Source organism: Nocardia sp. NPDC050378, assembly GCF_040655675.1.
Taxonomy (GTDB): domain Bacteria; phylum Actinomycetota; class Actinomycetes; order Mycobacteriales; family Mycobacteriaceae; genus Nocardia; species Nocardia coubleae.
Genome location: NZ_JBFAKI010000007.1, coordinates 234,600 through 256,796 on the forward strand (window position 1 = coordinate 234,600; position 22,197 = coordinate 256,796).

General features: G+C 68.9%; 23 protein-coding genes. 10 read left to right on the forward strand and 13 right to left on the reverse strand.

The window, feature by feature from the left end; translation table 11 throughout:
* Positions 1–50 precede the first annotated feature (50 nt).
* The 5 genes from AB0I35_RS18350 to AB0I35_RS18370 form a co-directional block, all read right to left on the reverse strand.
* Positions 51–1,634, reverse strand: a complete 1,584-nt coding sequence (locus AB0I35_RS18350) for an amidohydrolase (protein WP_357397252.1) — start codon at positions 1,632–1,634, stop codon at positions 51–53.
* A 30-nt stretch (positions 1,635–1,664) separates the two neighbouring features.
* Positions 1,665–1,868 carry a hypothetical protein gene (locus tag AB0I35_RS18355; protein WP_067492208.1) on the reverse strand — a complete coding sequence of 68 codons (204 nt, stop codon included), beginning with the start codon at positions 1,866–1,868 and terminating at the stop codon, positions 1,665–1,667.
* Positions 1,869–1,910: 42 nt separating this feature from the next.
* On the reverse strand, positions 1,911–2,402 hold the full coding sequence (locus tag AB0I35_RS18360) for an FxsA family protein (RefSeq protein WP_357397253.1): 492 nt from the start codon (positions 2,400–2,402) through the stop codon (positions 1,911–1,913).
* 73 nt (positions 2,403–2,475) lie between these two features.
* On the reverse strand, positions 2,476–3,135 hold the full coding sequence (locus AB0I35_RS18365) for a response regulator transcription factor (protein WP_225280296.1): 660 nt from the start codon (positions 3,133–3,135) through the stop codon (positions 2,476–2,478).
* A 21-nt stretch (positions 3,136–3,156) separates the two neighbouring features.
* On the reverse strand, positions 3,157–4,323 hold the full coding sequence (locus tag AB0I35_RS18370) for a histidine kinase (protein WP_357397254.1): 1,167 nt from the start codon (positions 4,321–4,323) through the stop codon (positions 3,157–3,159).
* Positions 4,324–4,379: 56 nt separating this feature from the next.
* Between AB0I35_RS18370 and AB0I35_RS18375 the strand changes: the two genes are divergently transcribed.
* On the forward strand, positions 4,380–5,147 hold the full coding sequence (locus AB0I35_RS18375) for a TSUP family transporter (protein WP_357397255.1): 768 nt from the start codon (positions 4,380–4,382) through the stop codon (positions 5,145–5,147).
* On the opposite strand, the gene AB0I35_RS18380 is transcribed toward AB0I35_RS18375, so the two are convergent.
* The gene (locus AB0I35_RS18380) at positions 5,144–5,797 is read right to left on the reverse strand and encodes a TetR family transcriptional regulator (RefSeq protein WP_357397256.1); all 654 of its coding nucleotides are present in this window, start codon (positions 5,795–5,797) and stop codon (positions 5,144–5,146) included. The genes AB0I35_RS18375 and AB0I35_RS18380 overlap by 4 nt on opposite strands.
* A gap of 124 nt (positions 5,798–5,921) precedes the next feature.
* Between AB0I35_RS18380 and AB0I35_RS18385 the strand changes: the two genes are divergently transcribed.
* Together AB0I35_RS18385 and AB0I35_RS18390 are read left to right on the forward strand one after the other, a co-directional pair.
* A complete protein-coding gene (locus AB0I35_RS18385; protein ID WP_357397257.1) occupies positions 5,922–7,451 on the forward strand; it encodes a TldD/PmbA family protein in 1,530 nt (509 codons plus the stop codon).
* 8 nt (positions 7,452–7,459) lie between these two features.
* Positions 7,460–8,839 carry a metallopeptidase TldD-related protein gene (locus AB0I35_RS18390; RefSeq protein ID WP_357397375.1) on the forward strand — a complete coding sequence of 460 codons (1,380 nt, stop codon included), beginning with the start codon at positions 7,460–7,462 and terminating at the stop codon, positions 8,837–8,839.
* Positions 8,840–8,906: 67 nt separating this feature from the next.
* Here AB0I35_RS18390 and AB0I35_RS18395 read toward each other — a convergent pair whose 3' ends face one another.
* Positions 8,907–10,064 carry an erythromycin esterase family protein gene (locus tag AB0I35_RS18395; protein ID WP_357397258.1) on the reverse strand — a complete coding sequence of 386 codons (1,158 nt, stop codon included), beginning with the start codon at positions 10,062–10,064 and terminating at the stop codon, positions 8,907–8,909.
* Positions 10,065–10,144: 80 nt separating this feature from the next.
* On the opposite strand from AB0I35_RS18395, the gene AB0I35_RS18400 reads away from it, so the two are divergent.
* Positions 10,145–10,852, forward strand: coding sequence for a MerR family transcriptional regulator (locus AB0I35_RS18400; protein WP_357397259.1), 708 nt, complete (start codon positions 10,145–10,147; stop codon positions 10,850–10,852).
* Between the two features lie 84 nt (positions 10,853–10,936).
* Here the strand turns inward: AB0I35_RS18400 and AB0I35_RS18405 are convergent, their stop codons facing one another.
* Positions 10,937–12,226, reverse strand: coding sequence for an acetyl-CoA C-acyltransferase (locus tag AB0I35_RS18405; RefSeq protein ID WP_357397260.1), 1,290 nt, complete (start codon positions 12,224–12,226; stop codon positions 10,937–10,939).
* A 62-nt stretch (positions 12,227–12,288) separates the two neighbouring features.
* The gene (locus AB0I35_RS18410; protein WP_357397261.1) at positions 12,289–12,669 is read right to left on the reverse strand and encodes a PPOX class F420-dependent oxidoreductase; all 381 of its coding nucleotides are present in this window, start codon (positions 12,667–12,669) and stop codon (positions 12,289–12,291) included.
* Positions 12,670–12,736: 67 nt separating this feature from the next.
* Here AB0I35_RS18410 and AB0I35_RS18415 point away from each other — a divergent pair, with 67 nt between their 5' ends.
* The 3 genes from AB0I35_RS18415 (at position 12,737) to AB0I35_RS18425 (ending at position 15,546) form a co-directional block, all read left to right on the forward strand.
* A complete protein-coding gene (locus tag AB0I35_RS18415) occupies positions 12,737–13,456 on the forward strand; it encodes a glyoxalase (protein WP_357397262.1) in 720 nt (239 codons plus the stop codon).
* Between the two features lie 254 nt (positions 13,457–13,710).
* Complete coding sequence (locus AB0I35_RS18420; RefSeq protein WP_357397263.1) at positions 13,711–14,613, forward strand: hypothetical protein; 903 nt, start codon at positions 13,711–13,713, stop codon at positions 14,611–14,613.
* A gap of 138 nt (positions 14,614–14,751) precedes the next feature.
* Positions 14,752–15,546 (forward strand): 2-phosphosulfolactate phosphatase, encoded by a 795-nt coding sequence (locus AB0I35_RS18425; protein WP_357397264.1) that lies wholly within the window; start codon positions 14,752–14,754, stop codon positions 15,544–15,546.
* Between the two features lie 29 nt (positions 15,547–15,575).
* Here AB0I35_RS18425 and AB0I35_RS18430 read toward each other — a convergent pair whose 3' ends face one another.
* The 4 genes from AB0I35_RS18430 to AB0I35_RS18445 all read right to left on the reverse strand — a co-directional run bounded on the left by AB0I35_RS18430 (position 15,576) and on the right by AB0I35_RS18445 (position 18,546).
* The gene (locus AB0I35_RS18430) at positions 15,576–16,100 is read right to left on the reverse strand and encodes a hypothetical protein (protein ID WP_357397265.1); all 525 of its coding nucleotides are present in this window, start codon (positions 16,098–16,100) and stop codon (positions 15,576–15,578) included.
* Positions 16,101–16,207: 107 nt separating this feature from the next.
* Positions 16,208–16,975, reverse strand: coding sequence for a type I methionyl aminopeptidase (gene map / locus AB0I35_RS18435; protein WP_357397266.1), 768 nt, complete (start codon positions 16,973–16,975; stop codon positions 16,208–16,210).
* A gap of 60 nt (positions 16,976–17,035) precedes the next feature.
* Positions 17,036–17,845: a mycofactocin-coupled SDR family oxidoreductase gene (locus AB0I35_RS18440; protein WP_357397268.1), complete on the reverse strand. Its 810-nt coding sequence runs from the start codon at positions 17,843–17,845 to the stop codon at positions 17,036–17,038.
* 95 nt (positions 17,846–17,940) lie between these two features.
* On the reverse strand, positions 17,941–18,546 hold the full coding sequence (locus AB0I35_RS18445) for a hypothetical protein (RefSeq protein ID WP_357397269.1): 606 nt from the start codon (positions 18,544–18,546) through the stop codon (positions 17,941–17,943).
* A 187-nt stretch (positions 18,547–18,733) separates the two neighbouring features.
* Here AB0I35_RS18445 and AB0I35_RS18450 point away from each other — a divergent pair, with 187 nt between their 5' ends.
* Genes AB0I35_RS18450 through bphC form a run of 3 tightly spaced genes read left to right on the forward strand, consistent with a single transcriptional unit; the run spans position 18,734 to position 22,064 of the window.
* Entirely contained in the window at positions 18,734–19,921 is a 1,188-nt protein-coding gene (locus tag AB0I35_RS18450) for a Rieske 2Fe-2S domain-containing protein (RefSeq protein ID WP_357397271.1), read from the forward strand.
* Between the two features lie 32 nt (positions 19,922–19,953).
* Entirely contained in the window at positions 19,954–21,132 is a 1,179-nt protein-coding gene (locus AB0I35_RS18455) for an acyl-CoA dehydrogenase family protein (protein ID WP_357397272.1), read from the forward strand.
* A gap of 26 nt (positions 21,133–21,158) precedes the next feature.
* A complete protein-coding gene (gene bphC, locus AB0I35_RS18460) occupies positions 21,159–22,064 on the forward strand; it encodes a biphenyl-2,3-diol 1,2-dioxygenase (protein ID WP_357397273.1) in 906 nt (301 codons plus the stop codon).
* Positions 22,065–22,197: the final 133 nt, after the last annotated feature.

Consider the following 22,197-nt stretch of genomic DNA (forward strand, 5'->3'; position numbering starts at 1 on the left):
GTGGCGGGGTCGATCATGGTGTCGCGCTCCGTGATTCGTGGCGGGTCGGCTCAGGCCGCGTAGATGGTCGTGCCGTTGTGCACGGTGCGCAGGCAGGTCGGCAGGGGTGCGTCCGGGTCGAGGGCGGGCAGGCCGGGGACGCGCGAGCGCGGGTCGGTCGACCAGCGCTGGACGGTATCGGCAGCGGCGGCGACGACGAGATCGCCCGCGTCCCAGATCGCGTACGACGCGGGGGCACCAGGGACGAGGGTGCCCGCCATCCCGTCGCGGACACCGCCCGCGCGCCAGGCGCCCCGGGTGGCGGCGGCGAAGGCGGCGCGCGGTGACAGGCCGTGGCCGGCGGTGCGGTGGTGCACCGCGGCACGGATCTGCTCCCAGGGATTCAGCGTCGTCACGGGGGCGTCGGAGCCGAGGGCCAGTGAGATCCCGGCGGCCGCCATCGCGGCGAACGGGTTGAGCCCGGCGGCGCGCTCGGCGCCGAGGCGGGTGGCGTACATGCCGTCGGGTCCGCCCCAGGCGGCGTCGAAGCCCGGTTGCACCGACAGGATCACTCCGAGCCGGGCGAGCTGTTCGATCGCGGCGGCGTCGGTCATCTCGGCGTGCTCGACCCGGTGCCCACGCGCGGCGACGGCGGGCCCGCCGAGTTCGTTCGCGACCCGGGCGAATCCGTCGACCACGAGGTCCATGGCAGCGTTGCCGATGGCGTGGAACCCGGCCTGGATCCCGGCTTCGGTGCAGGCGCGCAGGTGGTCGGTGACGGCATCGGCGTCGAGGAAGTTCTTCCCGCAGCCGGCGGCGTCGGCGTACGGTTCGCGCAGCAGCGCGGTGTGTGAGCCGAGCGACCCGTCGACGAACAGGTCGCCGCCGAGCCCGTGCACGCCGAGTTCGGCGAGCAGCACGCGCGCCTCGTCCGCGCCGCGCACGGCCTGGCCCCAGTAGGCGCGCACCTGCACGCCGTGGTCGAAGGCGAGCAGTTCGCGCACGTCGTCGTGGCTGGAGATGTCGGGTCCGGCGCATTCGTGCACGGCCACGATGCCGTGCGCGGCGGCGCTGTCGAGGGCGGCGGTGCGGGCCGAATCCCGTTGGGCACGAGACAGTCCGGCGAGGGCGACGGCACGCACCCGGTGGTGGGCGTCGGCGCGCAGCGGTTCGCCACGGTCGCCGGACTCACCGGCGGCGTCGAGCAGCGCCGACGACGCGACCGCCGAGTGCGCGTCGATGCGCGCGAGGTAGACCGGCCTGCCCGGCCCGGCGGCCTCGTCGAGTTCGGCGACCGTCGGCGGCCGCTGCTCGGGCCAGGTGGTGTCGTCCCAGCCGTCTCCGATGATCACCCCGTCGGGCTGTCGCGCGGCGTGTGCGCGGACCGCGTCGAGCAGGTCGGCCAGCGAGCGCGCGCCGCGCAGATCCAGCCCGGTGAGCCGCAGGCCGAGGGCGGTGACGTGGACGTGCGGGTCGACGAAGGCCGGCGCGACGAACGCGCCGTCGAGGTCGATGATCTCCGCGTCGGGATGCATGGCACGCCCGGGCGCCTCGGCCCCGAGCCACACCACGGTGCCGTCGGTGACCGCCATCGCGGTCGCGTCCGGGGAGCTGGAACTGTAGAAACGACCGCCGATCAGCAACTGGGTACTCACGGTGCCCCAGTCTGCCGTATCGGCGGATCGTCAGGTCGGCAGGGACAGCACGGCGCACACGTCGGCGTCGCCGAGTCCCGCCGGTGTGTGCCCGCCCGCTCGGGCGGCGATCAGTTCCAACCGCCACGCGGCGGTGGTGAAGTCCGACATCGACTGTCCGGCAGCGGTACTCGCTCGGCGTACCGCGTCGGCCAGTTCCTCGCTCACCGTGACGGTGATCTGCTCGGTGGCCATGCGGGTCACTGTAGACCGTCGGCCGGTGAGAATGTCAGCGGTTCAGGCAGAACCGAGCGCGCGCGGACCACGAGTGTGTCCGTCGTCATACCACTGGCCGACGACGTCACCGTCGACCACGTCGCCACCGGCATCGACGACCACGCCGCGGTAGGGCGCGGGCGCGAACGAGGGCAGCGGGCCGAAGCGCCTGGTACCGAGCTTCTCGAGCGCCGGCCGCAGCAGCGCGCGGGTGGGCGGGAACAGGGCGAGCAATCCGAACACCCCGGTGACCAGGCCCGGCACGAACAGCAGCACCGATCCCGTCGCGACGAGCAGTCCGTCGGCGACGGCGCTCTCCGCGCTCACCTCACCGCGCGAAGCCCGGCGGAACCGATCGAACACCCGCCGCCCCTGCTTGGCGAGCAAGGCGAGTCCTACGCCGGAGACCGCGACGAGCACCAGCAGCGCCCAGCCGACGCCGATCACCTGGGCGAGGCCGACGAGGGCGGCGATCTCGACGACGAGGTAGAGCACGAACAGCAGGGCGGTCATGGTGATCCTTTCGGACGATCTACCCGTTCAACGCACGAGCACGCGTTTTTTCTCCCGGCCCGTGGCGGATCACTCATCCACCGGGCCGCACCAGCCCGGTCTCGTACGCCAGCACCACCGCCTGCACCCGGTCGCGCAGCCCGAGTTTGGTGAGCACCCGGCCCACGTGGGTCTTCACGGTGGCTTCGGACAGGAACAGTGCGGCGGCGATCTCGGCGTTGCTCTGCCCGGCGGCGATCTGCTCGAGCACCTCGCGTTCGCGGACGGTGAGCACGTCGAGCACCGAGGGGTCGCGCAGCCCGGCCGGGTCGTCGGCGACGAGGCGGTCCAGCAGGCGTTTGGTCACTTTGGGTGACACCACGGCGTCACCGGCGGCGACGCTGCGGATCGCCGAGACGAGATCTTCCGGCGGGGTGTCCTTGAGCAGGAAGCCGCTCGCCCCCGCGCGCAGCGCGCCGAGGGCGTGTTCGTCGAGGTCGAAGGTGGTCATCACGAGCACGCGCACGCCGTCACCGGCGGCGACGATGCGGCCGGTGGCGGTGACGCCGTCGACCACCGGCATGCGCACGTCCATCAGCACGACGTCGGGGCGCAGCTCCCCGGCGCGGCGCACGGCCTCCTCGCCGTTGGCCGCTTCGCCGACGACCTCGATGTCGGGGTGGGCGCCGAGGACCATTTTCAGGCCCATCCGCATGAGTTCCTGATCGTCCACCACGAGCACACTGATCGGCATTCCCTCACCCTAGCGGCCGATTCAGTCGGTTTCGGCGCGCAGCGGGAGGCGGGCGCTCACCTGCCAGCGCCCGTCGGACAGCCTGCCCGCGTGCAGAGTGCCGCCGAGCACCGCGACCCGTTCGCGCATGCCGACCAGGCCCATACCGCCACCGTGAATCGCGCTCTCCCGCACGGGGACTCCGCCGCTGTCGGTGATCTCCACCAGGATCTCCTCGGCGCCGCGCTGCACCCGCACCACGGCCTTGGCGCTCACACCGGCGTGCCGGAGGGTGTTGGTGAGCGACTCCTGCACGATGCGGTGCACGCCGAGGCTCACCTCGGGTGCGATGTCGTCGAGCTCGCCGGTGAGCTCGAGGTCGACGGCCAGGCCCGCCTCGCGCATCATCTGCGCCAGTTGCGCGATGCCCGCGCTGCCGTGCTGGGGCAGGAGTTCGGGTGCGTGCTCGGTGCGCAACAGGGCGACGGTGCGGCGCAGTTCGCGCAGGGCCTCGCGGCCGGTACCCGCGATCGTCGACAGCGCGCGTTCGGCGGCGTCCGGATCGGTGCGCAGGGCGTATTTCGCGCCGTCGGCCTGCACGATGACGACGCTCACCGCATGCGCGACCACGTCGTGGAGTTCGCGGGCGATGCGGGTGCGTTCGGCGGCGACGGCCTCGTGGGCGCGGCGTTCCTTGTCGTAGTCGGCGACGGCCAGTCGCGCGGCGACCTCGGCGTCGTAGGCGTGCCGGGCGCCGTTGAACTCCGCCAGCGTCCAGCACAGCGCGTAGATGGCGCCGACGAGGATCAGGTCGCCGCCCTTCGGCTCCCGCACCAGCAGCACCGACAGACCCAGGTCGAGGGCGAGGAAGCCCACGTAGATCAGTCCGTCACGGCGTCCGACATAAGCCACCAGCGTGTAGAGCATCACCCCGAGCCCGATCAGCGCCACGTGCGGTGCGGTGCTCTCGTCCAGCAGGTAGGCGGTGAACGTGCACAGCAGCGACAGCACGAGCAGGGCCGCGGCCATGGCGCGTGGGTACAGCCGCCGCAGGGCCACCGGCATCGGCAGCAGCACCGACAGCACGAGGTAGACGACCTTGTTCCTGGACTCGCCCACGCCGAGGACATCGAAGCACAGCAGCATCGCCGCGAGGAGGGAGTCGGCGACGATGGGTCGGCCACGAAGCCACAGACTGAACCGGCGCACCGGCCAAGCCTAGGCGCCCGCTGGCTTTCCGGCCGTGATCTTGATTGCCTTGACGCGTGCTACTCGGAGACTGGGCGGTGCTACTGGTGGCCGCGGCGGCGGCGGGCTGGGTCGACGCGGTGGTCGGCGGCGGCGGGCTGATCATCCTGCCCACCCTGTTGCTGGTCGCCCCCGGCATCGCACCGCAGACGGCGCTCGGCACGAACAAGATGGCCGCGTTGGCGGGAACGGCAACGGCGGTACTGACCTTCGCGCGCAAGGTGCCGATGCAGTGGAAGGTGCTGGTGCCCGGTGGCGTGATCGCCGCGATCACCGCCGCGTGCGGTGCGGCGGCCGTCTCGCTCATCGACCGGGAGCTGTTCATCCCGATGGTGATGGTCGTGCTCGTCGGCGTGGCGATCTTCGTGACATTGCGCCCGAAGGTCGGGTTGACGATGGCGACGCACCCGCCGACGCGGCGCAAGGTGATCCTGGTCGTCGCGCTCGCCTCGGGTCTGATCGGCCTCTACGACGGCTTGCTCGGTCCCGGCACCGGAACCTTCCTGATCATCACCTTCGCCACCCTGCTCGGCACCGAGTTCGTGCGTGCCGCGGCGATGGCGAAGGTCGTCAATTGCGGGTCGAACGTGGGCGCGCTGCTGTATCTCGGCGCCACCGGGCACGTGCTGTGGGGGCTCGGCGCGGGCATGGCGGTGGCGAATATCGCCGGTGCCGTTGTGGGTTCGCGGATGGCGCTGGCCAAGGGCGCGGGCTTCGTCCGGGTGGTGCTGCTGGTCGTCGTCGTGGTGATGGTGGTGCGGCTGGGCTGGCAGCAGTTCGCCTAGCGCACCGCGTCGGGCTGGGCGGCCAGCCACGGTTGCAGTACCCGCGAGGTGGTTTCGTGGATCTTGCGGTGCAGGCGTTCGCCGTCGTCGATGCTGTGCTGCGGTTGCTGGAACAGCACCGTCAACGCGCCCGAGACCGCGCCGACCACGGCACCGACCAGGGCGGCGGCGCCGACCTCGTCTAGTTCGTGGGGAAACGCCAGGTGCAGTTGCCTGGCGATCTCGCGCTGGGCGACGAGCTGGGCATGCGCGGCTCGACCGCTCACCGACGGAACGGTGCGTGACACGCGGGCGCGCAGGGCGGCGATGCGGGCGCCCAGGTCGTCGACGAGATGTTCGCCGGGGTTGTCGCCCGCGGCGCGCAGAGCACGCAGCAACACCTCGACGGGTCGTTCCCCCGGCCTGCGGGTGGCGATGGCCGCGACCGCCGCGCGCACGCGGTCGTCGGGTTCGGGGAAGAGCAGTTCTTCCTTGCTGGCGAAGTAGTTGAAGAAGGTCCGGGTGCCGACCTCGGCCGCGGCCGCGATTTCGGCGACGGTGGTCTCCTCATAGCCTGTTGCCTCGAACATTTCGACGGCGGCCAGCAGAATCGCACGACGGGTTCGTTCCCTTTTTCGATCGCGGAGGGCAGATGGCGGCACGGCGGGCACCCTACGGCATCCGCGGGTTACCCGGCGGGAGGATCGGGGCCCGCGCGTCACGGTTGTCGCTGCCACGGCCCGGTTTTCACGCAGGCCTCGGCATGTGTCGGTGGGAGCCGCTAGCGTAGGCGCGGTGAGTACCACGACTTCACACGAGGTGGACGAAGAGTTCCGTGCGCTCGGGCTCGCCGCGCTGGCCGAGGCCGCGTTGTCGGCGGCCCACGCGGCGGGCGCCGAACATGCCGATCTACGGGTGCAACGGTTGGTGACCCAGTCGATCCGGTTGCGCGACGGCCGGGTCGAGGCGGTCACCGATGCCACCGAACTCGGATTGGCCGTGCGTGTGATCGTCGAGGGCACCTGGGGTTTCGCGTCCCACGCCGCCCTCACCCCCGACACCGCCGCGGAGGTGGGGCGTCGCGCGGTGATCGTCGCGCGAGCGCTGCGTTCGTTGAACCGGGAACGGGTGGAACTGGCCGACGAACCGGTCTACGACGATGTGTCCTGGGTGTCGGCCTACGATCTCGATCCGTTCGCGGTGCCGACGGCCGACAAAGTGGCGCTGCTGCAGGACTATTCGGAGCGGTTGTCCTCGGCCGACGGTGTCGACCACGTCACCGCCTCGGTGCTGCAGGTCAAGGAACAGAGCTTCTATGCCGACACCGCGGGATCGTCGATCACCCAGCAGCGGGTGCGGTTGCACCCACAGCTCGAGGCGGTGACCGTCGATGCCGCGTCCGGGGTGTTCGAGACCATGCGCACCCTGGCCGCGCCCGCGGGTCGCGGGTGGGAGTACGTCACCGGCGCCGACGGAACCTGGGACTGGGCAGATGAACTCGCGCGGATCCCCGGCTGGCTGGCCGAGAAGGTGAAGGCGCCTTCGGTCGTGGCCGGGCCGACCGATCTGGTGATCGACCCGACCAACCTGTGGCTCACCATCCACGAATCCATCGGGCACGCCACCGAGTACGACCGCGCGATCGGCTACGAATCCGCTTATGCGGGTACATCGTTCGCCACTCCCGACAAGCTGGGCACCTTGCGCTACGGCACGCCGATCATGCACGTCACCGGTGACCGCACACAGGTGAACGGGCTGGCCACCGTGGGCTACGACGACGAGGGTGTGGCGGGCCAGCGGTGGGATCTGGTGCGTGACGGTGTCCTCGTCGGCTATCAACTCGACCGCGTGTTCGCCCCGCGCCTCGGCCTGGACCGCTCCAACGGCTGCTCCTATGCCGATTCGCCGCACCATGTGCCGATCCAGCGGATGGCCAATGTGTCGCTGCAACCGGATCCCGACAGCGACACGAGCACTGCCGAGCTGATCTCGCGGGTCGAGGACGGTCTCTACGTCGTAGGCGACAAATCCTGGTCGATCGATATGCAGCGCTACAACTTCCAGTTCACCGGACAGCGGTTCTTCCGGATCCGCAACGGGGAGCTGGCCGGTCAGGTGCGTGATGTCGCCTACCAGGCCACGACAACCGATTTCTGGGGATCGATGGAGGCGGTCGGCGGGCCGAGCACATGGCAACTGGGTGGGGCGTTCAATTGCGGTAAGGCCCAGCCGGGTCAGGTGGCGGCGGTGAGTCACGGTTGCCCGTCGGTGCTGGTGCGCGGGGTCAATATTCTCAACACCCGGACGGAGGGCGGCCAGTGAGCGCGAGTGTGTTCCCGGCGGGCGCGGTGGTCGAGCGGGCGCTTGCCGCGTCGACGGCCGACGAGGCGATCGTGCTCGTCACCGACGCGCACGAGGCGTCGCTGCGGTGGGCCGGTAATTCGATGACCACCAACGGTTCGTCGGTGTCACGGTCGTGGGCGGTGATCTCGATCTTCCGCGACGGACCGAACTCGGCTCGCGTGGGCTCGATCTCGTCGACCAGCGTCGATCCGGCCGACATCGGGGCCGTGGTGCGGGCCAGTGAGGAGGCCGCGCGCACGGCCGAACCGGCACAGGACGCCATGCCGCTGCTCGAGCCGACCGAGGACGATTCGGCCACCTGGGAGCAGGCGCCCGGTAGCACCGGGATCGAGGTGTTCGCCGGGCTCGCCCGCGATCTGTCGGCCGGGTTCGACGGTACCGACCGGCTCTACGGTTTCGCCCACCACCAGGTACACACCACCTGGCTCGGCACCTCCACGGGTATCCGCCGTCGGTTCACCCAGCCGACGGGGTCGGTCGAGATCAATGGAAAGCGCGGGGAGGGCAGCGATCTCGCCAGCGCCTGGGTCGGCGTCGGAACACCCGATTTCGTCGATGTGGACACACCCGGGCTGCTGTCGGAGCTCGCGCGGCGGCTCGACTGGGCCGCCCGCCGGGTCGACCTGCCCGCGGGCCGCTACGAAACCTTGTTGCCGCCCTCGGCGGTCGCGGATCTGATGATCTACATGGCGTGGAGCATGGAGGGTCGCGGCGCCGAGGAAGGGCACAACGCGTTCGCCCGTGCGGGCGGCACGCGGGTCGGTGAGCGGCTCACCGACCTCCCGCTCACCCTGTACTCCGACCCGAAGGCGAGCGGCCTGGAGTACCGGCCGTTCGTCGCGACGCCCTCGTCGTCGGAGTCGCTGTCGGTGTTCGACAACGGTCTGTCCGCGCGGCGTGTCGACTGGATCTCCGGCGGCGCCGTCGAATCACTGATCTACCCGCGCGCCACCGCCGCCGAATTCGATACCACCGCAACGGTTCCCGGCGAGAATCTGCTGCTCACCGGAGGCAGCGACGCCACCCTGGACGACATGATCGCCCGCACCGAACGCGGTCTGCTGCTGACCTGCCTGTGGTACATCCGCGAGGTCGATCCGGCGACCCTGCTGCTCACCGGCCTCACCCGCGACGGGGTGTACCTCGTCGAAGATGGGAAAGTCACCGGCGCGGTGAACAATTTCCGCTTCAACGAGAGCCCCCTCGACCTGTTGCGGCGCGTCTCGGAGGCAGGCGCGACCGAGATCACCCTTCCTCGCGAGTGGAAGGACTGGTTCAGTCGAACGGCTATGCCGCCGTTGCGGATTCCGGACTTCCACATGTCGTCGGTGAGCCAGGCGACTTGAGTTCGCGGGTGCGGCGGTGCACGTCTGCACCGCCGCCCCGGGACTCGTCACCGCGACCGGACCGGGACTAGCCCCAATCGGCGAGACTGGTGGCGCTTCCCTCGGGCAGGTGCAGGATCACGTCCGCTCCCTCGATCGTGTCGGGGTCCAGGGGGAAGTAGCCCTGCTCAGGTGTTGTATCGATGCGGATTTCGGCAGTATCGAGGGTGCCGGCGTCCACCAGTCCCCAGGTGGACGTGGACTTCTGAAGGATGCCCTCGTAGGTACCGGGGTCGGGGTCGCCGAGTTCCAGGCCGGTGCTGCGGCCCAGGCTGCCGAGGATCGCCTGGTATCGCTCCCCCATCAGGGCCGCGACGATCGCGCCCGCTCCCGACCAGGTGAGGTTCATCGGACCCATTCGCATGATGCTCGAGGTCCGGCGCAGGTGCAGGTTGTGGGCACAGATCAGGGTCGGGCCGCGTGAGCTCTCGACGGCGCGGATGTCGAGCAGGTTCTCGGCCATGAGGGCGTCGCGGGTGGCGGACAGGGCCGACCAGCGATCGTCGTCGGGGAGCGGGTCGGCGGCTCGTGCGTGGTAGCGCAGCAGGCCGAGTCCGGTGGTGAGATGGACTGCGGCCCTGCGCCATTCATCGAGCGAGGTGGCGGCGATTCGTTCCGGTGCCCGGGTACGGAGGCGGACGAGCAGGTCGTCGGCGATGACGCGCAGGCGCGCGGCCTCGGTACCGGCGCCGACCGAGACCGTCGGGTCCATGATCGCCTCCGTGCGGTTCCACCGGTCGTCCTCGCCTGCCACCTCGCGGATGCCGAGGTCGAGTTGCAGGTAGTCGCAGGCATATTCGAGGTAGGGGCGCGGACTCGGTGCGTACATGGTTTCCATCGCGCCGTCGAATCCGTGGATGCGCACGCGGTCCTCGGGTGCCAGTTCGGCGTTGTGGGCGCGCAGCCGGACCACCAGCTCCCGGTTGGCGTCGAAGGCGCCGAAGCCGTGGGTGAAGCCGGTGCGCATCACCTCGTCGAGGGTGCCGACACCGTGGCGGACATAGTCGTCGATGGTGAGTGCGGCTGCCCGGCAGGTTTCCAAGGCGATCGAGCGGAACCCGCGCTCGACCAGGTCGCCGAACAGTTCGTTGCGCAGGGCGGCGAAGCCCGGCTCCTTGTGCGTGGGTTCGCCGAAGGCGAGGAGCTCACAGGTGGAAGGGATGAAGTCACAGATCTTCTGACTCATGTGGATACATCGTATCGTTGAAGAAACGGTGTAAACCTCACCCGAGTATTCACGATAGATGACGGGTAAAGTCTCAAATCGTGAGGAACCTGCGGCCGACGGACCTGGCCCATGAGCACGGCATCTCCACCCAGGCGGTGCGCAACTACGAGCAGGACGGGTGTCTCCCGCCCGCCGACCGCACCCCCACCGGATACCGCGTCTACACCGATCTCCACGTCGTCGCCTTGCGCACCTACCTCACCCTCATTCCGGCCTTCGGGCACGCCGTCGCGAGTCGCATCATGCGGGCGCTGCACGAGGACGACCTGGACACCGCACTCACCGAGATCGACCGTGCCCATGCCCGACTACTCGACGACCGCGAGACCCTCACCTCTATCCGCCGCGCGGTAGACCACCTGGCGAACGAATCGCCACCCCCCACAACGCATCCCGAGATCGACTACACCATCGGCGAACTAGCCGACCACCTGCGGCTCACCCCCGCCACCCTGCGAGCATGGGAAGCAGCGGGCATCCTCTCCCCTGCCCGCGATTCCGCCACCGGCTACCGGCTCTACACCTCCACCGACCGCCGCGACGCTCACCTGACGACGATCCTCCGTCGCGGTGGTTACCGTCTCGATCACATCGCGATTGTCATAGCCCAGATCCGTGCCGCAGGGAGCACCGAGGCCGTTACCGCCGCTCTGACCGCTCGGCAGGTCGAACTGACCGAGCAGGGTCTTGCGATGCTCGATGCCGGGGCGGTGTTTCGTGGTTATGTAGCCGAGCTCCGCGCGTAAGTGCTTCTTCTGGAAGGGAATTCGCGTGTGGCACACCGCTTGCCGGCGGTATCAGGCGAAGCTTTCGCATCGTGAAACCCCGCCTCACACCCTCTCGAGCACCGCTGAAGCCCCGATCCCGCCCGCCGCGCAAATCCCCAACAGCGCAGTCTCTTTCCCACTCCGAGCCAGCTCGTTCGCCATCGTCGTCACCATCCGAGCCCCGGTAGCACCGAACGGGTGCCCGAGCGAGATGGAACCGCCATGCACGTTCAAGGAGTCGATATCGACGGACCCCACCGCTTCATCGCGATCGAGCCGGTTCTTGGCCCACTCCGCGCTCTCCAACATACGAAGCACCGAAAGAGTCTGCGCCGCGAAGGCTTCATGGATATCGACGAGGTCGATATCACCCAGCGACATCCCCGCCTTGTCGAGCGCACGCGGCATCGAGATCGCCGGGCCGATGAGCACCTGGTCCGCCGGGTCGACGCTCACATAACTCCACGACCGGAATGCGGCCAGCGGCGTGAGACCCAGTGCCCGAGCCTTCTCCTCGCTCATCAACAACACCGCCGACGCACCATCGGTGAGCGGACTCGCGTTACCCGCGGTGACAGTGCCGTTCTCGGCGAAGACCGGCTTCAGCGCGGCCAGCTTCGCCACGCTCGTATTCGCCCGGACCAGCCCGTCGGTCTCGATCCGTTTGCCGGACGGCGTCTCGATCGGCACCACCTCGTCATCGAATCGACCCGAGGCGATAGCGGCGGCCGCGCGCTGGTGGGAGCGGGCGGCGAAAGCGTCCTGGTCGGCGCGGGAGATACCGTTGATCCTGGCCATCTTCTCGGCCGACTCGCCCATCACCTCACCGGTGGTCCGCTCGGAGATCTTGGGTTGACGCGGCAGGATGTCGGTGAACGGTGCGAGCTGACGCACGACGTCGAGGTAGTCCTTGGCCGACGGTTTCCCGAGCGCGACGGGTGCGACCGCGTGCACCACTTTCTGCGGCAGTTTGATCTCGGCATTGCTGGTGGAGTCGCTGCCGCCCGCGATCATGATGTCGTATTCGCCGCGTTCGATCGCCGCGGCCGCCGAGGTGACGGCCTGCAGCCCCGACGCACACGCCCGGGTGACCGTGTATCCCTCGCACCCGAAATCCAGGTTCAGGTCCAGAGCCACTTCGCGCGCGATGTTCGGCGCGTGGCTGGGCAGGATCACCCCGCCCCACACGATGGACTGGATCTCGGCGGGCGCGATGCCGGTGCGCGCGAGCAGACCGCGCACCGCCGCACCGGCCAGGGCGATGCTGTCGAGCCGGGTCAGGTCGGTGAACGCGCGGACGAACGGGGTGCGGGCACCCGCGATCACGACGGCGCGGCGGCGGTTCTCGGCCATGGGAGTCCTTTCGTCTGAACCCCCACGGTATCCGATACCAGCGGTACTGGGTACCATTTCGGTCAGGCGGGCGTGATCTCGAGACCGATGGTGCCGTCCTTGCCCCGGCGCAGGTTGCTGAAGAAGATCACCAGCGGGCCGGTGAGCCGGTACTTGCGGCGCAGCAACGAGCGGACCTGCTCGGTCTCGGCCCCGTCGAGTACGCGCGCGGTACCCGACACCACCGCACCGTGCGCCTTACCGCGCGCATCGCACGGCTGCACGGTCACCTCGGGGTTGCGGCGGATGCGCTTGACCTTCCAGCTGTCGGTCACCGTCCAGACATACAGCTTGTCCTCGCGCGACACGGCCCACACCGGGGTACCGACGGGCGTGCCGTCCTTTCGGAAAGTGGTGAGCAGAACATAGTTCGCGGTCGCAACCTCGCCCAGGCGGTTCGTCATTCTTCGAGCCTAGCGGTGCGAAAACTGATACGGGCGGGGCAGCGAAAAGGTTCGTAGGCTCGGATCCATGAGCGATGCCGCAGTGCCGATGTTGTGGAGTGGTGATCTCGGGGCCACGTTGGCGTTCTATCGGACGCTGGGGTGGACGGTGACCCACGAGCAGACACGGCCGTATGCGTACGGGGTGGTCGAGGGTCACGGGACCGCGTTGCATTTCTCGCCTGCCCCCGGCGGGGTCGAGCTTCCCCTCGAACATGTCGCGGCGCTGCTGCTGGTCGACGACGTCGCCGACCGGCACGCGAAGTTCACCGCCGCGCTGCGCGCCGAATACGGCAGGATCCCCGTGCAGGGTTGCCCGCGGATCACCCGTTTCCGGCCCGGGCAGTCGCGATTCACGCTGGTCGACCCGGTCGGCAATACGGTGTTGGTGATCCAGCGCGACGAACCGGAGTCCCTCGAATACGGCGGTTCCCGCGATCTCGACGACCTGCCGAGAGTGCTCGACAATGCCCGCATCCTCCGCGATTTCAAGAACGACGACCGCGCCGCCACCCGCGCCCTGGAAACGGGTCTGCGCCGTTTCGGCGCCACCGCGGCCTCGACCGACTTGGCCCGCGCCTACGCCGCCCTGGCCGAACTCGCCGTCGCCGCCGGTGATTCCGAGCGCCTCACACACTGGAAATCCGAGTTGAACACCCTCTCCCTCACCGCCGAGGAGCGCGCCGCCCTGTCTGCCGACGCCGCGGCATCGGACCAGCTGGCCGCATGGCTCGCGACCACCGACTGATCGACCCGCTCCGGGTCGCTCGCCGAACGGGTGGGCCGCCATCGGGTTGATCGCGAAACCGGAGGATTCGGCTACCGGCCGGATCGGTCGGCAACAGATCGGGAGGTCGATCGTCACCGCATCGTAGATTTCGACCGGCGCCGTACCTTGCGGAACAGTAAGCTGCCACCGTGCAGGGGCGGAGCAGTAGGCAATCCATCAGGCGTTGCGCAGCAACAATATTCGCGGCCGTCGCCGTGGTCGGGGCGATTCCGGTGACCGCCGCCCAGGGGCAATCCCGCTCCTGTGCCGACGGCTGGCAGGCCGACGTGCTCGCCGCGGATCTGGGCGCTCTGGAAAATCTCGAGTACGACGGAGCGGGCGGTTTCTACCTCAGCGGCCTCCTGCGCGGTGAAATCCTGCACGTCGACGCGGCGGGCACCGTCACACTCGTCCTGTCCGGCCTCGACCATCCGGCGGGCCTGCGATTGTCCGGCGACACACTGTATTTCGTCACCGGCGACGGCAGCACCCCGAACGGTGGCGGCACGCTGCGCGCATTGGACCTGCCGACCGGCACTGTCACCATCCTGCTCCCCGATCTGGTCCAGCCCAACGGCCTACTCCTGCTGCCCGACGACGACCTGCTGATCTCCCAACTGTCGGTCCCGTGGCCGCCGGTCGGCATCAGCCGCTACCGCCCGTCGACCGGCGAGTTCACCCTCGCCTGGTCCCCCGTGCACCGCCCGAACGGCCTGGCCCTCTCCCCCGACGGCCGCTCGATCTACACCGACGACATCGCCCTGTCCCAGGTCCTGCGCATCCCGCTGGACGCACCGGACGAACCCGAGGTCGTCGCCACCATCACCGACGGCTTCCTCCCCGTCCTCGACGACATCGACGTGGCCGCCGACGGCACCGCCTACGTCACCGGCGACTACTCGGGCAACGTCTACCGCGTCGACACCACCGGCGGCTGGTGCACCATCGCCACCGGCTGGACCACCCCACCCACCCCGCTGCCGTCCCCACCGCCGATCGGCCCCACCTCGGCTCGTCTCGCCCCGGACGGCCCCTCCTGGTCCCTCTACGTCACCAGCATCGACGGCACTCTCCGTCGCCTCCGCCCACCCCCGACCCTCGACCTCACCCCACCGATCGACCAACTCGACCGCTAGCCGGACACCACCGCAGGTCTTCCGCTCCTGGTGAGCAGAAGGCTGTCCGCCCTACATTCCGGCTGGTTTCGTATCACACCGAACAGACGAAAACACTGACCGGACTATCCGTTTCGGTGCGGAGATCGGAGCGAAATCATGAGCCCGAGGTGGGCCCAGCAGGAAGGGTTCGGGATTCGGCTCGATTGGGGGCCGACGGGGGCGGCAGTGATCGGCGCGGGTGCGGCGGGTGTGGTGGTGGTCGATGTGTTGTCGTTCACTACCGCTGTGTCTGTTGCCGTTTCGGCGGGCACAGCGGTCTACCCCTATCGGTGGCGTGACGATTCCGCGCAGGTGTTCGCCGCGCGGAAGGGTGCCGAGCTCGCCGTCGGACGGCGTGCTGTCGATGCCGCCCATCCGTGGTCGCTGTCCCCGGCGGCGATCCGCCGCGCACCGTTCACCGATCGCCTTGTCCTGCCCTCCCCCAACGGTTCCACCATCGCCTCGGCTGTGGTGGGTGCGCCCGTCGTCGCGGCCTGTTTTCGCAATGCCGATGCGGTCGCCACGTGGATCGCCGAGCGGCGGTGGGGCACGCCCGAGCAGCCGATCGCGATCGTTCCCGCGGGTGAGCGCTGGGCGGACGACGCGACACTTCGGCCCGCTGTCGAGGACCTCCTCGGCGCCGGAGCCCTCGTAGCCACGCTGATCGACCGAGGTTGTGGTCGCCCCTCGCCCGAAGCACGTTGCGCCGCAGCCGCTTTCCTCTCGGTGACGAACATCGGCACGGAGCTGGACGAGTGTGCGTCGGGCCGAGAACTTCGATCGGGCGGGTTCGGGGACGATGTCGACATCGCGGCACAGATCAATGCGGACACCGTCGTTCCGGTCCTCGCCGACGGGGCGTTCACCGATCACAGCCCTGAGCCGCCCGCCCCGCCGGCCGGTGGGCGGTGAGTCGCGGCCGCTGACCCACCGCCCCGGTTCTACTGATTCGCGCCGATCACTCCGCCGATCACCGCACCGATGATGCAACCAGGAATGGCACTGACCAACAGGAAGATCAGGCCGATGAGTGCGCCGACGACGCAGCCGATGGCGACGCCTGCGACGATATTGCCGGTCTGATCGATGTGCTGCAGAGCCGCCGGGTTCGGGGCGGGTGCGTTGACGGGCGTGAGCGTGAGCGACGTTGCCGTAGAGTCGATTTCGGGAATCACCTGCACGGCGGGACCAGCTACCATGGCCACCGCGGTGGGGATGAACCCGACCCTCGCGCCGTCCGGCGAGAGCACCGCCACACCCGCGTCAGGGGTGAGTTCGAAAGTGCCCGAGGTCAATTCGACCGTCGCCTCCGACCCGTCCGAGGCGAGAGCGGCGGTGTAGGCGAGGGCGCCGTCGGCACCGGCGAGCGACGGACCCGCCACGGGAGCGCCGTGGGCGGTGGCGGCGGTGATACCGGTCGCGGCGACGGTGAACAGACCGGCGGCCAGCAACTGCGTGAATTTCATGGGATGTCCCTCCGATGCGCTGATCCGACTACCCCGGGACCAGCTCGACACCACCTATGATGCGCCATTGCTATGAGCTATAAGTCCGATTCGGCAGAGGATACCGATCAGTTTCGCGAGGTCAGCACGCTCGGCCCGTCGACGGTGACGGCGATCGTGTGCTCACTGTGGGCGCAGCGCGATCCATCGGCCGAGCGGATGGTCCACCCGTCGGCGTCGGTGTAGACCTTGTCGGTGCCCGCCGCGAACCAGGGCTCGATGGCGATGGTGAGCCCCGGCCGCAGCAGGAAACCGCGCCCGGCCCGGCCGTTGTTGGCCACGTGCGGATCCTCGTGCATGGTCCGCCCGATGCCGTGCCCGCCGTATTCGGTGTTGATCGGATACCCGTATCCGCGTGCGACGTTCGCGATCGCGGCCGAGATGTCGCCCAGCCGGTTGCCGGGCCGCGCGGCCGCGATCCCGGCGGCCAGCGCCTCCTCGGTGGCCCGCACCAGCCGCTGATCGTCGGCCGAGCCGGTGCCGACGATGAACGAGATCGCCGAGTCCGCGCTCCAGCCGTCGATGGTGACGGCCAGGTCGGCGGTGAGCAGATCACCGTCGCGCAGCACGTAGTCATGTGGAAGCCCGTGCAGGACAGCATCGTTGACGGCCAAGCACACCGTATTGCGGAACGGTCCACGCCCGAACGAGGGCGAGTAGTCCCAGTAGCACGACACCGCGCCACGCTCGCGAATCCGTTCGCGCACATAGGATTCCAGCTCGAGTAGGTTCACCCCGACCAGCGCTCGTTCGCGCACGCCGGCCAGTACGTCCGCGACGAACCGGCCGGTCACCCGCATTCGTTCGATCTCCTCGGGAGTCTTCAGCTCCACCATCACGCCTCCACTCGGTATTTTCATACCGACACTAGCCGTGCCGGTATAAAAATACCAAGCTCAGCGGTTGAGGTTACCCATGTCGACCGGGATCTGCGCGCCCGTCACCTGGCCCGCCTCGTCCGAACACAGCCACGCCACCGCCGCCGCGATCTCCTCCGGCTGACAGATGTAGCTGGGCAGCGCGTTCATGAAGATGGGCCCGAGGGTGCTCGCGTGCTCCTCGAGCAGCGGGCCCATCTCGCCCATCTGCATCCCGGTCGCCACGCCCGCCGGATGCACGGTGTTCACCCGGATGCCGTACCCGCCGAGCTCGTTGGCCATGGTCTTGGCCAGGCCGGTGATGGCGTGTTTGCTGGCGACGTAGTGGGCGACGAACGGCATGCCCTTGAGCCCGGCCACCGAACTGGTGAATACCATGGCACCGCCGCTGCCCTGCGCGATCAGGTGTGGCACAGCGGCTTTCGCGGTATGCCACACACCGGTCAGGTTCACATCGATGGTCTCGCGCCACTGTTCGGGCGTGATCTCCCACGACAGCGCCGCCGAGCAGATGCCCGCGTTGGCGACCACCACGTCGAGCCTGCCGAACTGCTCGATACCCGCGGCCAGCGCGGCCGAGAGCGCGTCGAAATCGCGCACGTCGACCTTGCTCGCGACGATCCGGCCACCGGCGGCCTCGACGAGCTTCACCGTCTCGGCCAGGTCGTCTTCCGTCGCCCCCGCGTACCCCGTGCTGCCGAATTCCGCGCAGGCGTCGACGGCGATCACATCGGCGCCTTCCTCGGCGAAGCGCACCGCCTCGGCCCTGCCCTGTCCGCGCGCCGCGCCCGTCACGAAGACCACCTTGTCCTCGAACCGTCGTGCCACGTTCCTACCTCCGAACCTCGTCGTCCTTCATGAACACTTCACCACCACGGAACGGGCCGTGCGGTACGAAACCGGATTCCCGCCGGCGTCGGGCCCTATCCGGCGGCAGGATCGTCGGCGAAGCTCGCCCACGCCCGGACGACGATCTCCCCCGAGGCGTCGACACCGGTGAGGGTGACATCGACGCGCGGCTCGCCGTCCTGGACGTAGTGCTGGGTGATGTGGCCGGAGCAGGTCACGGTGTCGCCGGGCGGCAGGGCGCGCAGCACGCGGGTGCGGAAGCGGCGGATGTTCTCGGCGCCGAGCCAGTCGGTGGCGTAGGTGGCGAGCAGTTCGGCCGAGTGCGGTGTGCTGTCCTCGGCGACAACGGATTCGGTGACCGAGGCCCACGACTCGGCGACGAGCCCGCCGGTGCGGTCGAAGTACTGGACGAGAGATTCGGAGCCGTCCGGATCGTGCCGGTCGATCGCGCGGACGGCGGTCAGCCGATCACCGGCGCGCGGCGGCGGCCCGAAGAACCGGTGGTCGGTCTCGGTCCGTCCACCGGTGACGCGCCCACCCGCGGGCAGGAACGTCGGCGGGACCACGGGTCGTTCGGCGAGCCGGTAGGCCGGATCCCGCGACAACGCCCGGGCCGCGAACAACCGGATGTCCTCGGTGTCCAGATCGACGGCCACCGCCCTACCCGCATGCACGCTCACGATCACTCCTCTCGTCCTGCTCGGCCGCCACGCTAGGCGGCCGACGGTGTTGTGACCTGTTCCTCTCCCGCTGACCGGGACATCGCGACGCGGCCGGGAAAACATGTCCACTGACCGGGACGACCCCATCACCGTCAGGCCCGCGCGGGCAGACCATCGGCGCAGCTCATCCCCACTCCGCCCGAACATGGAGGTTTCGATGCCGGAGAACCCGCCGAACGGCCGAACCCAGTCCGCCACACCCGAATTCCGGGAGATCGAGGCCGCTGCCGCACCCACCCGCTTCGCCCGCGGCTGGCACTGCCTCGGTCTGCTCTCGTCGTTCCGCGACGGTGTGCCCCACGAGGTCAAGGCTTTCGGCACCACCCTGGTGGTGTTCCAGTCCGAGACCGACGGCGCACTGCACGTGCTCGACGGTTTCTGCAGGCACATGGGCGGCAACCTCGCCCACGGCACCATCAAGGGCGACTCGATCGCCTGCCCCTTCCACGATTGGCGCTGGGGCGGCAACGGCAAGTGCACGGCGATCCCGTACGCGCGCCGGGTTCCCCCGCTGGCCAAGACCCGCTCCTGGCCGACGTTGGAACGCAACGGCCAGCTCTACGTCTGGCACGACCCGCAGGGCAGCAAGCCCACCGACGCGGTGACCATTCCCGAGATCGAGGGCTATGGCAGTCCGGAATGGACCGACTGGACGTGGAACTCGATGCTCATCGAAGGCTCACACTGTCGTGAGATCGTCGACAACGTCGTCGACATGGCGCACTTCTTCTACGTGCACTACGCGTTCCCGCGCTATTTCAAGAATGTCTTCGAGGGCCATGTCGCCACCCAGTACATGCGCTCGACGCCGCGCCACGACATCGAGGTCGGCACCAGTTACGACGATCCGAACTCGACGTTGCGTTCGGACGCTTCGTATTTCGGCCCTTCCTACATGATCGATTGGCTGTGGAGCGAGGCCAACGGCATGACGATCGAGACGGTCCTCATCAACTGCCACTACCCCGTCAGCGAGAACTCCTTCGTGCTGCAGTACGGCGCGATGGTGAAGAAGCCGCAGGGCATGTCCGATGCCGACGCCGAGGCGATGGCCGCGCAGTTCGCGCGCGGTGTGGAGGTCGGCTTCGAGCAGGACGTCGAGATCTGGAAGAACAAGGCACCGATCGACAACCCGCTGCTCTCGGAGGAGGACGGGCCGGTCTACCAGCTGCGCCGCTGGTACAAGCAGTTCTACGTCGATGTCGACGAGGTCACCGAGGACATGACCAAGCGCTTCGAATTCGAGATCGACACCGAGCGGGCCGTCACCAGCTGGGAGGCCGAGGTGGCCGACAACATCGCCCGCGGCCGGGTCGTCGACACCACCGCCTGATCCGCACCCCCACCCGAGAGAAAGCACCACCCATGACCAACGTGCTCGACAACATCATGGCGATCGCCGACCGCCTGCGCGAGCAGAGCCCCGAGGCCGAACGCCTCGGTCAGCTGCCCGACGCGACCGCGAAGATGCTGAAGGCGGCCGGCCCGATCCGGTTGCTGCAGCCCAAGAAGTACGGCGGGTTCGAGGCCCATCCGCGCGAGTTCGCCGAGACGGTGATGGCCGCCGCCTCGCTCGACCCGGCCACCGGCTGGATCTGCGGCATCGTCGGCGTGCACCCGTGGCAGCTGGCCTTCGCCGATCCGAAGGTGCAGGAGGAGGTGTGGGGCTCCGACAGTGACACCTGGATGGCCTCGCCCTACGCGCCGACCGGCATCGCGCGCCCGGTGGAGGGCGGCTACATCTTCAACGGCCGCTGGCAGTTCAGCTCCGGCACCGATCACTGCGACTGGATCTTCCTCGGCGCCATGCTCGGTGACGCCGAGGGCAAGATGGCGATGCCACCGACGATGCTGCACATGATCCTGCCGCGCGCCGACTACACCATCGTCGAGGACTCCTGGAATGTGGTGGGGCTCAAGGGCACCGGCTCCAAGGACATCATCGTAAAGGACGCCTTCGTGCCGTCCTACCGGGTGATGAACGGCGATCACGTGATCGACGGGAGTGCGCAGCGTGAATACGGCGTCACCGACACGCTCTACAAGATGCCGTGGTCGACGATGTTCCCGCTCGGTATCAGCGCCGCCGTGGTCGGCATCGCCGAGGGTGCGCTCGCCGCGCACCTGGATTACCAGCGCGAACGGGTCGGCGCCCAGGGCACCGCCGTCAAGGACGACCCGTACGTGCTGTTCGCGATCGGCGAGGCGGCGGCCGATATCAACGCGGCTCGCCAGGAGCTGCTGGCCAATGTGGATCGCGTGTGGGACCTGGTCGACGCCGGGAAGGAGGTCGGCTTCGCCGACCGCGCGGCGGGCAGACGCACCCAGGTGCGTGCGGCGTGGCGGGCGGTGATGGCGGTGGACCAGATCTTCGCCCGGTCCGGCGGCAACGCGCTGCGCATGGACAAGCCACTGCAGCGCTTCTGGCGCGACGCGCACGCCGGCCTCAATCACGCCATCCATGTGCCGAGCACGGTCTACCACGCCTCGGCGCTGAGTTCGCTCGGCATCGACCCCGCCCCGAACCTGCGCTCGATGATCTGAGCGAATACCGAAGAAGGACAACGCAAATGACAGATATCAAGAGCCTGGGCTACGTCAAGATCCAGACAGCCGACATGGACCGCTGGCGCACCTTCGCCTTCGATGTCCTCGGCTTCGCGCAGGGCAGCGGCCCCGACGAGAACGCGCTGTACCTGCGCATGGACGAGCGCGCCGCCCGGATGGTGATCGTGCCCGGCGAGTCCGACGCCGTGGTGACCGTCGGCTGGGAGGTGCGCGACCACGCGGCGCTCGTCCGGGTACAGGAAGCCGTGACGGCGGCGGGTGTCGCGGTGAAGCCACTGTCGGTCGAAGAGGCCGACGCGCGGCGGGTGGAGGAGGTCATCACCTTCCAGGATCCCACCGGCACCACCGTCGAGGTTTTCCACGGCGCGCTGCTCGACCACAGCCCCGTGGTGACCCCGTTCGGGGCGAGGTTCGTCACCGGCGCGCAGGGACTCGGCCACGTGGTGCTGCCGACGATGGAGCTCGGCGGTGCGTTCGAGTTCTACACCGAGGTGCTCGGCTTCCTGCCGCGCGGCGCGTTCCGCATCCCGGCGCCGCCGGAATACGGGCCGGTGCGCATCCGGTTCCTCGGCGTCAACGAACGCCACCACAGCCTGGCGCTGTGCCCCGCGCCGCACGGCGGCGCACCGGGTCTGATCCACATCATGGTCGAGGTCGACAGCCTCGACGCGGTCGGCCAGGCGCTCGATCGGGTGAGCCGCGACGGCTTCTCGGTGTCCTCGACGCTCGGCAGGCACACCAACGACAAGATGGTCTCGTTCTACGTGCGCGCCCCCGGCGGGTGGGACATCGAGTTCGGCACCGAAGGCATGCGGGTCGACGAGCGGTACTACACCGCCGAGGAGATCACCGCCGACAGCTACTGGGGCCACGACTGGTCCGGCAGCGAGCCGCTCGCGGCGATGTAACCCAGCGCAGACGCCACACAGCCCCCGGCCCGAGCCATGCTCGGAACCGGGGGCTTCGGCGTTTCACGATGTAATCACGGATTTCTTGTGACAGCGACCACAGCAGATGATATAAATAGGCATATGCCTAATC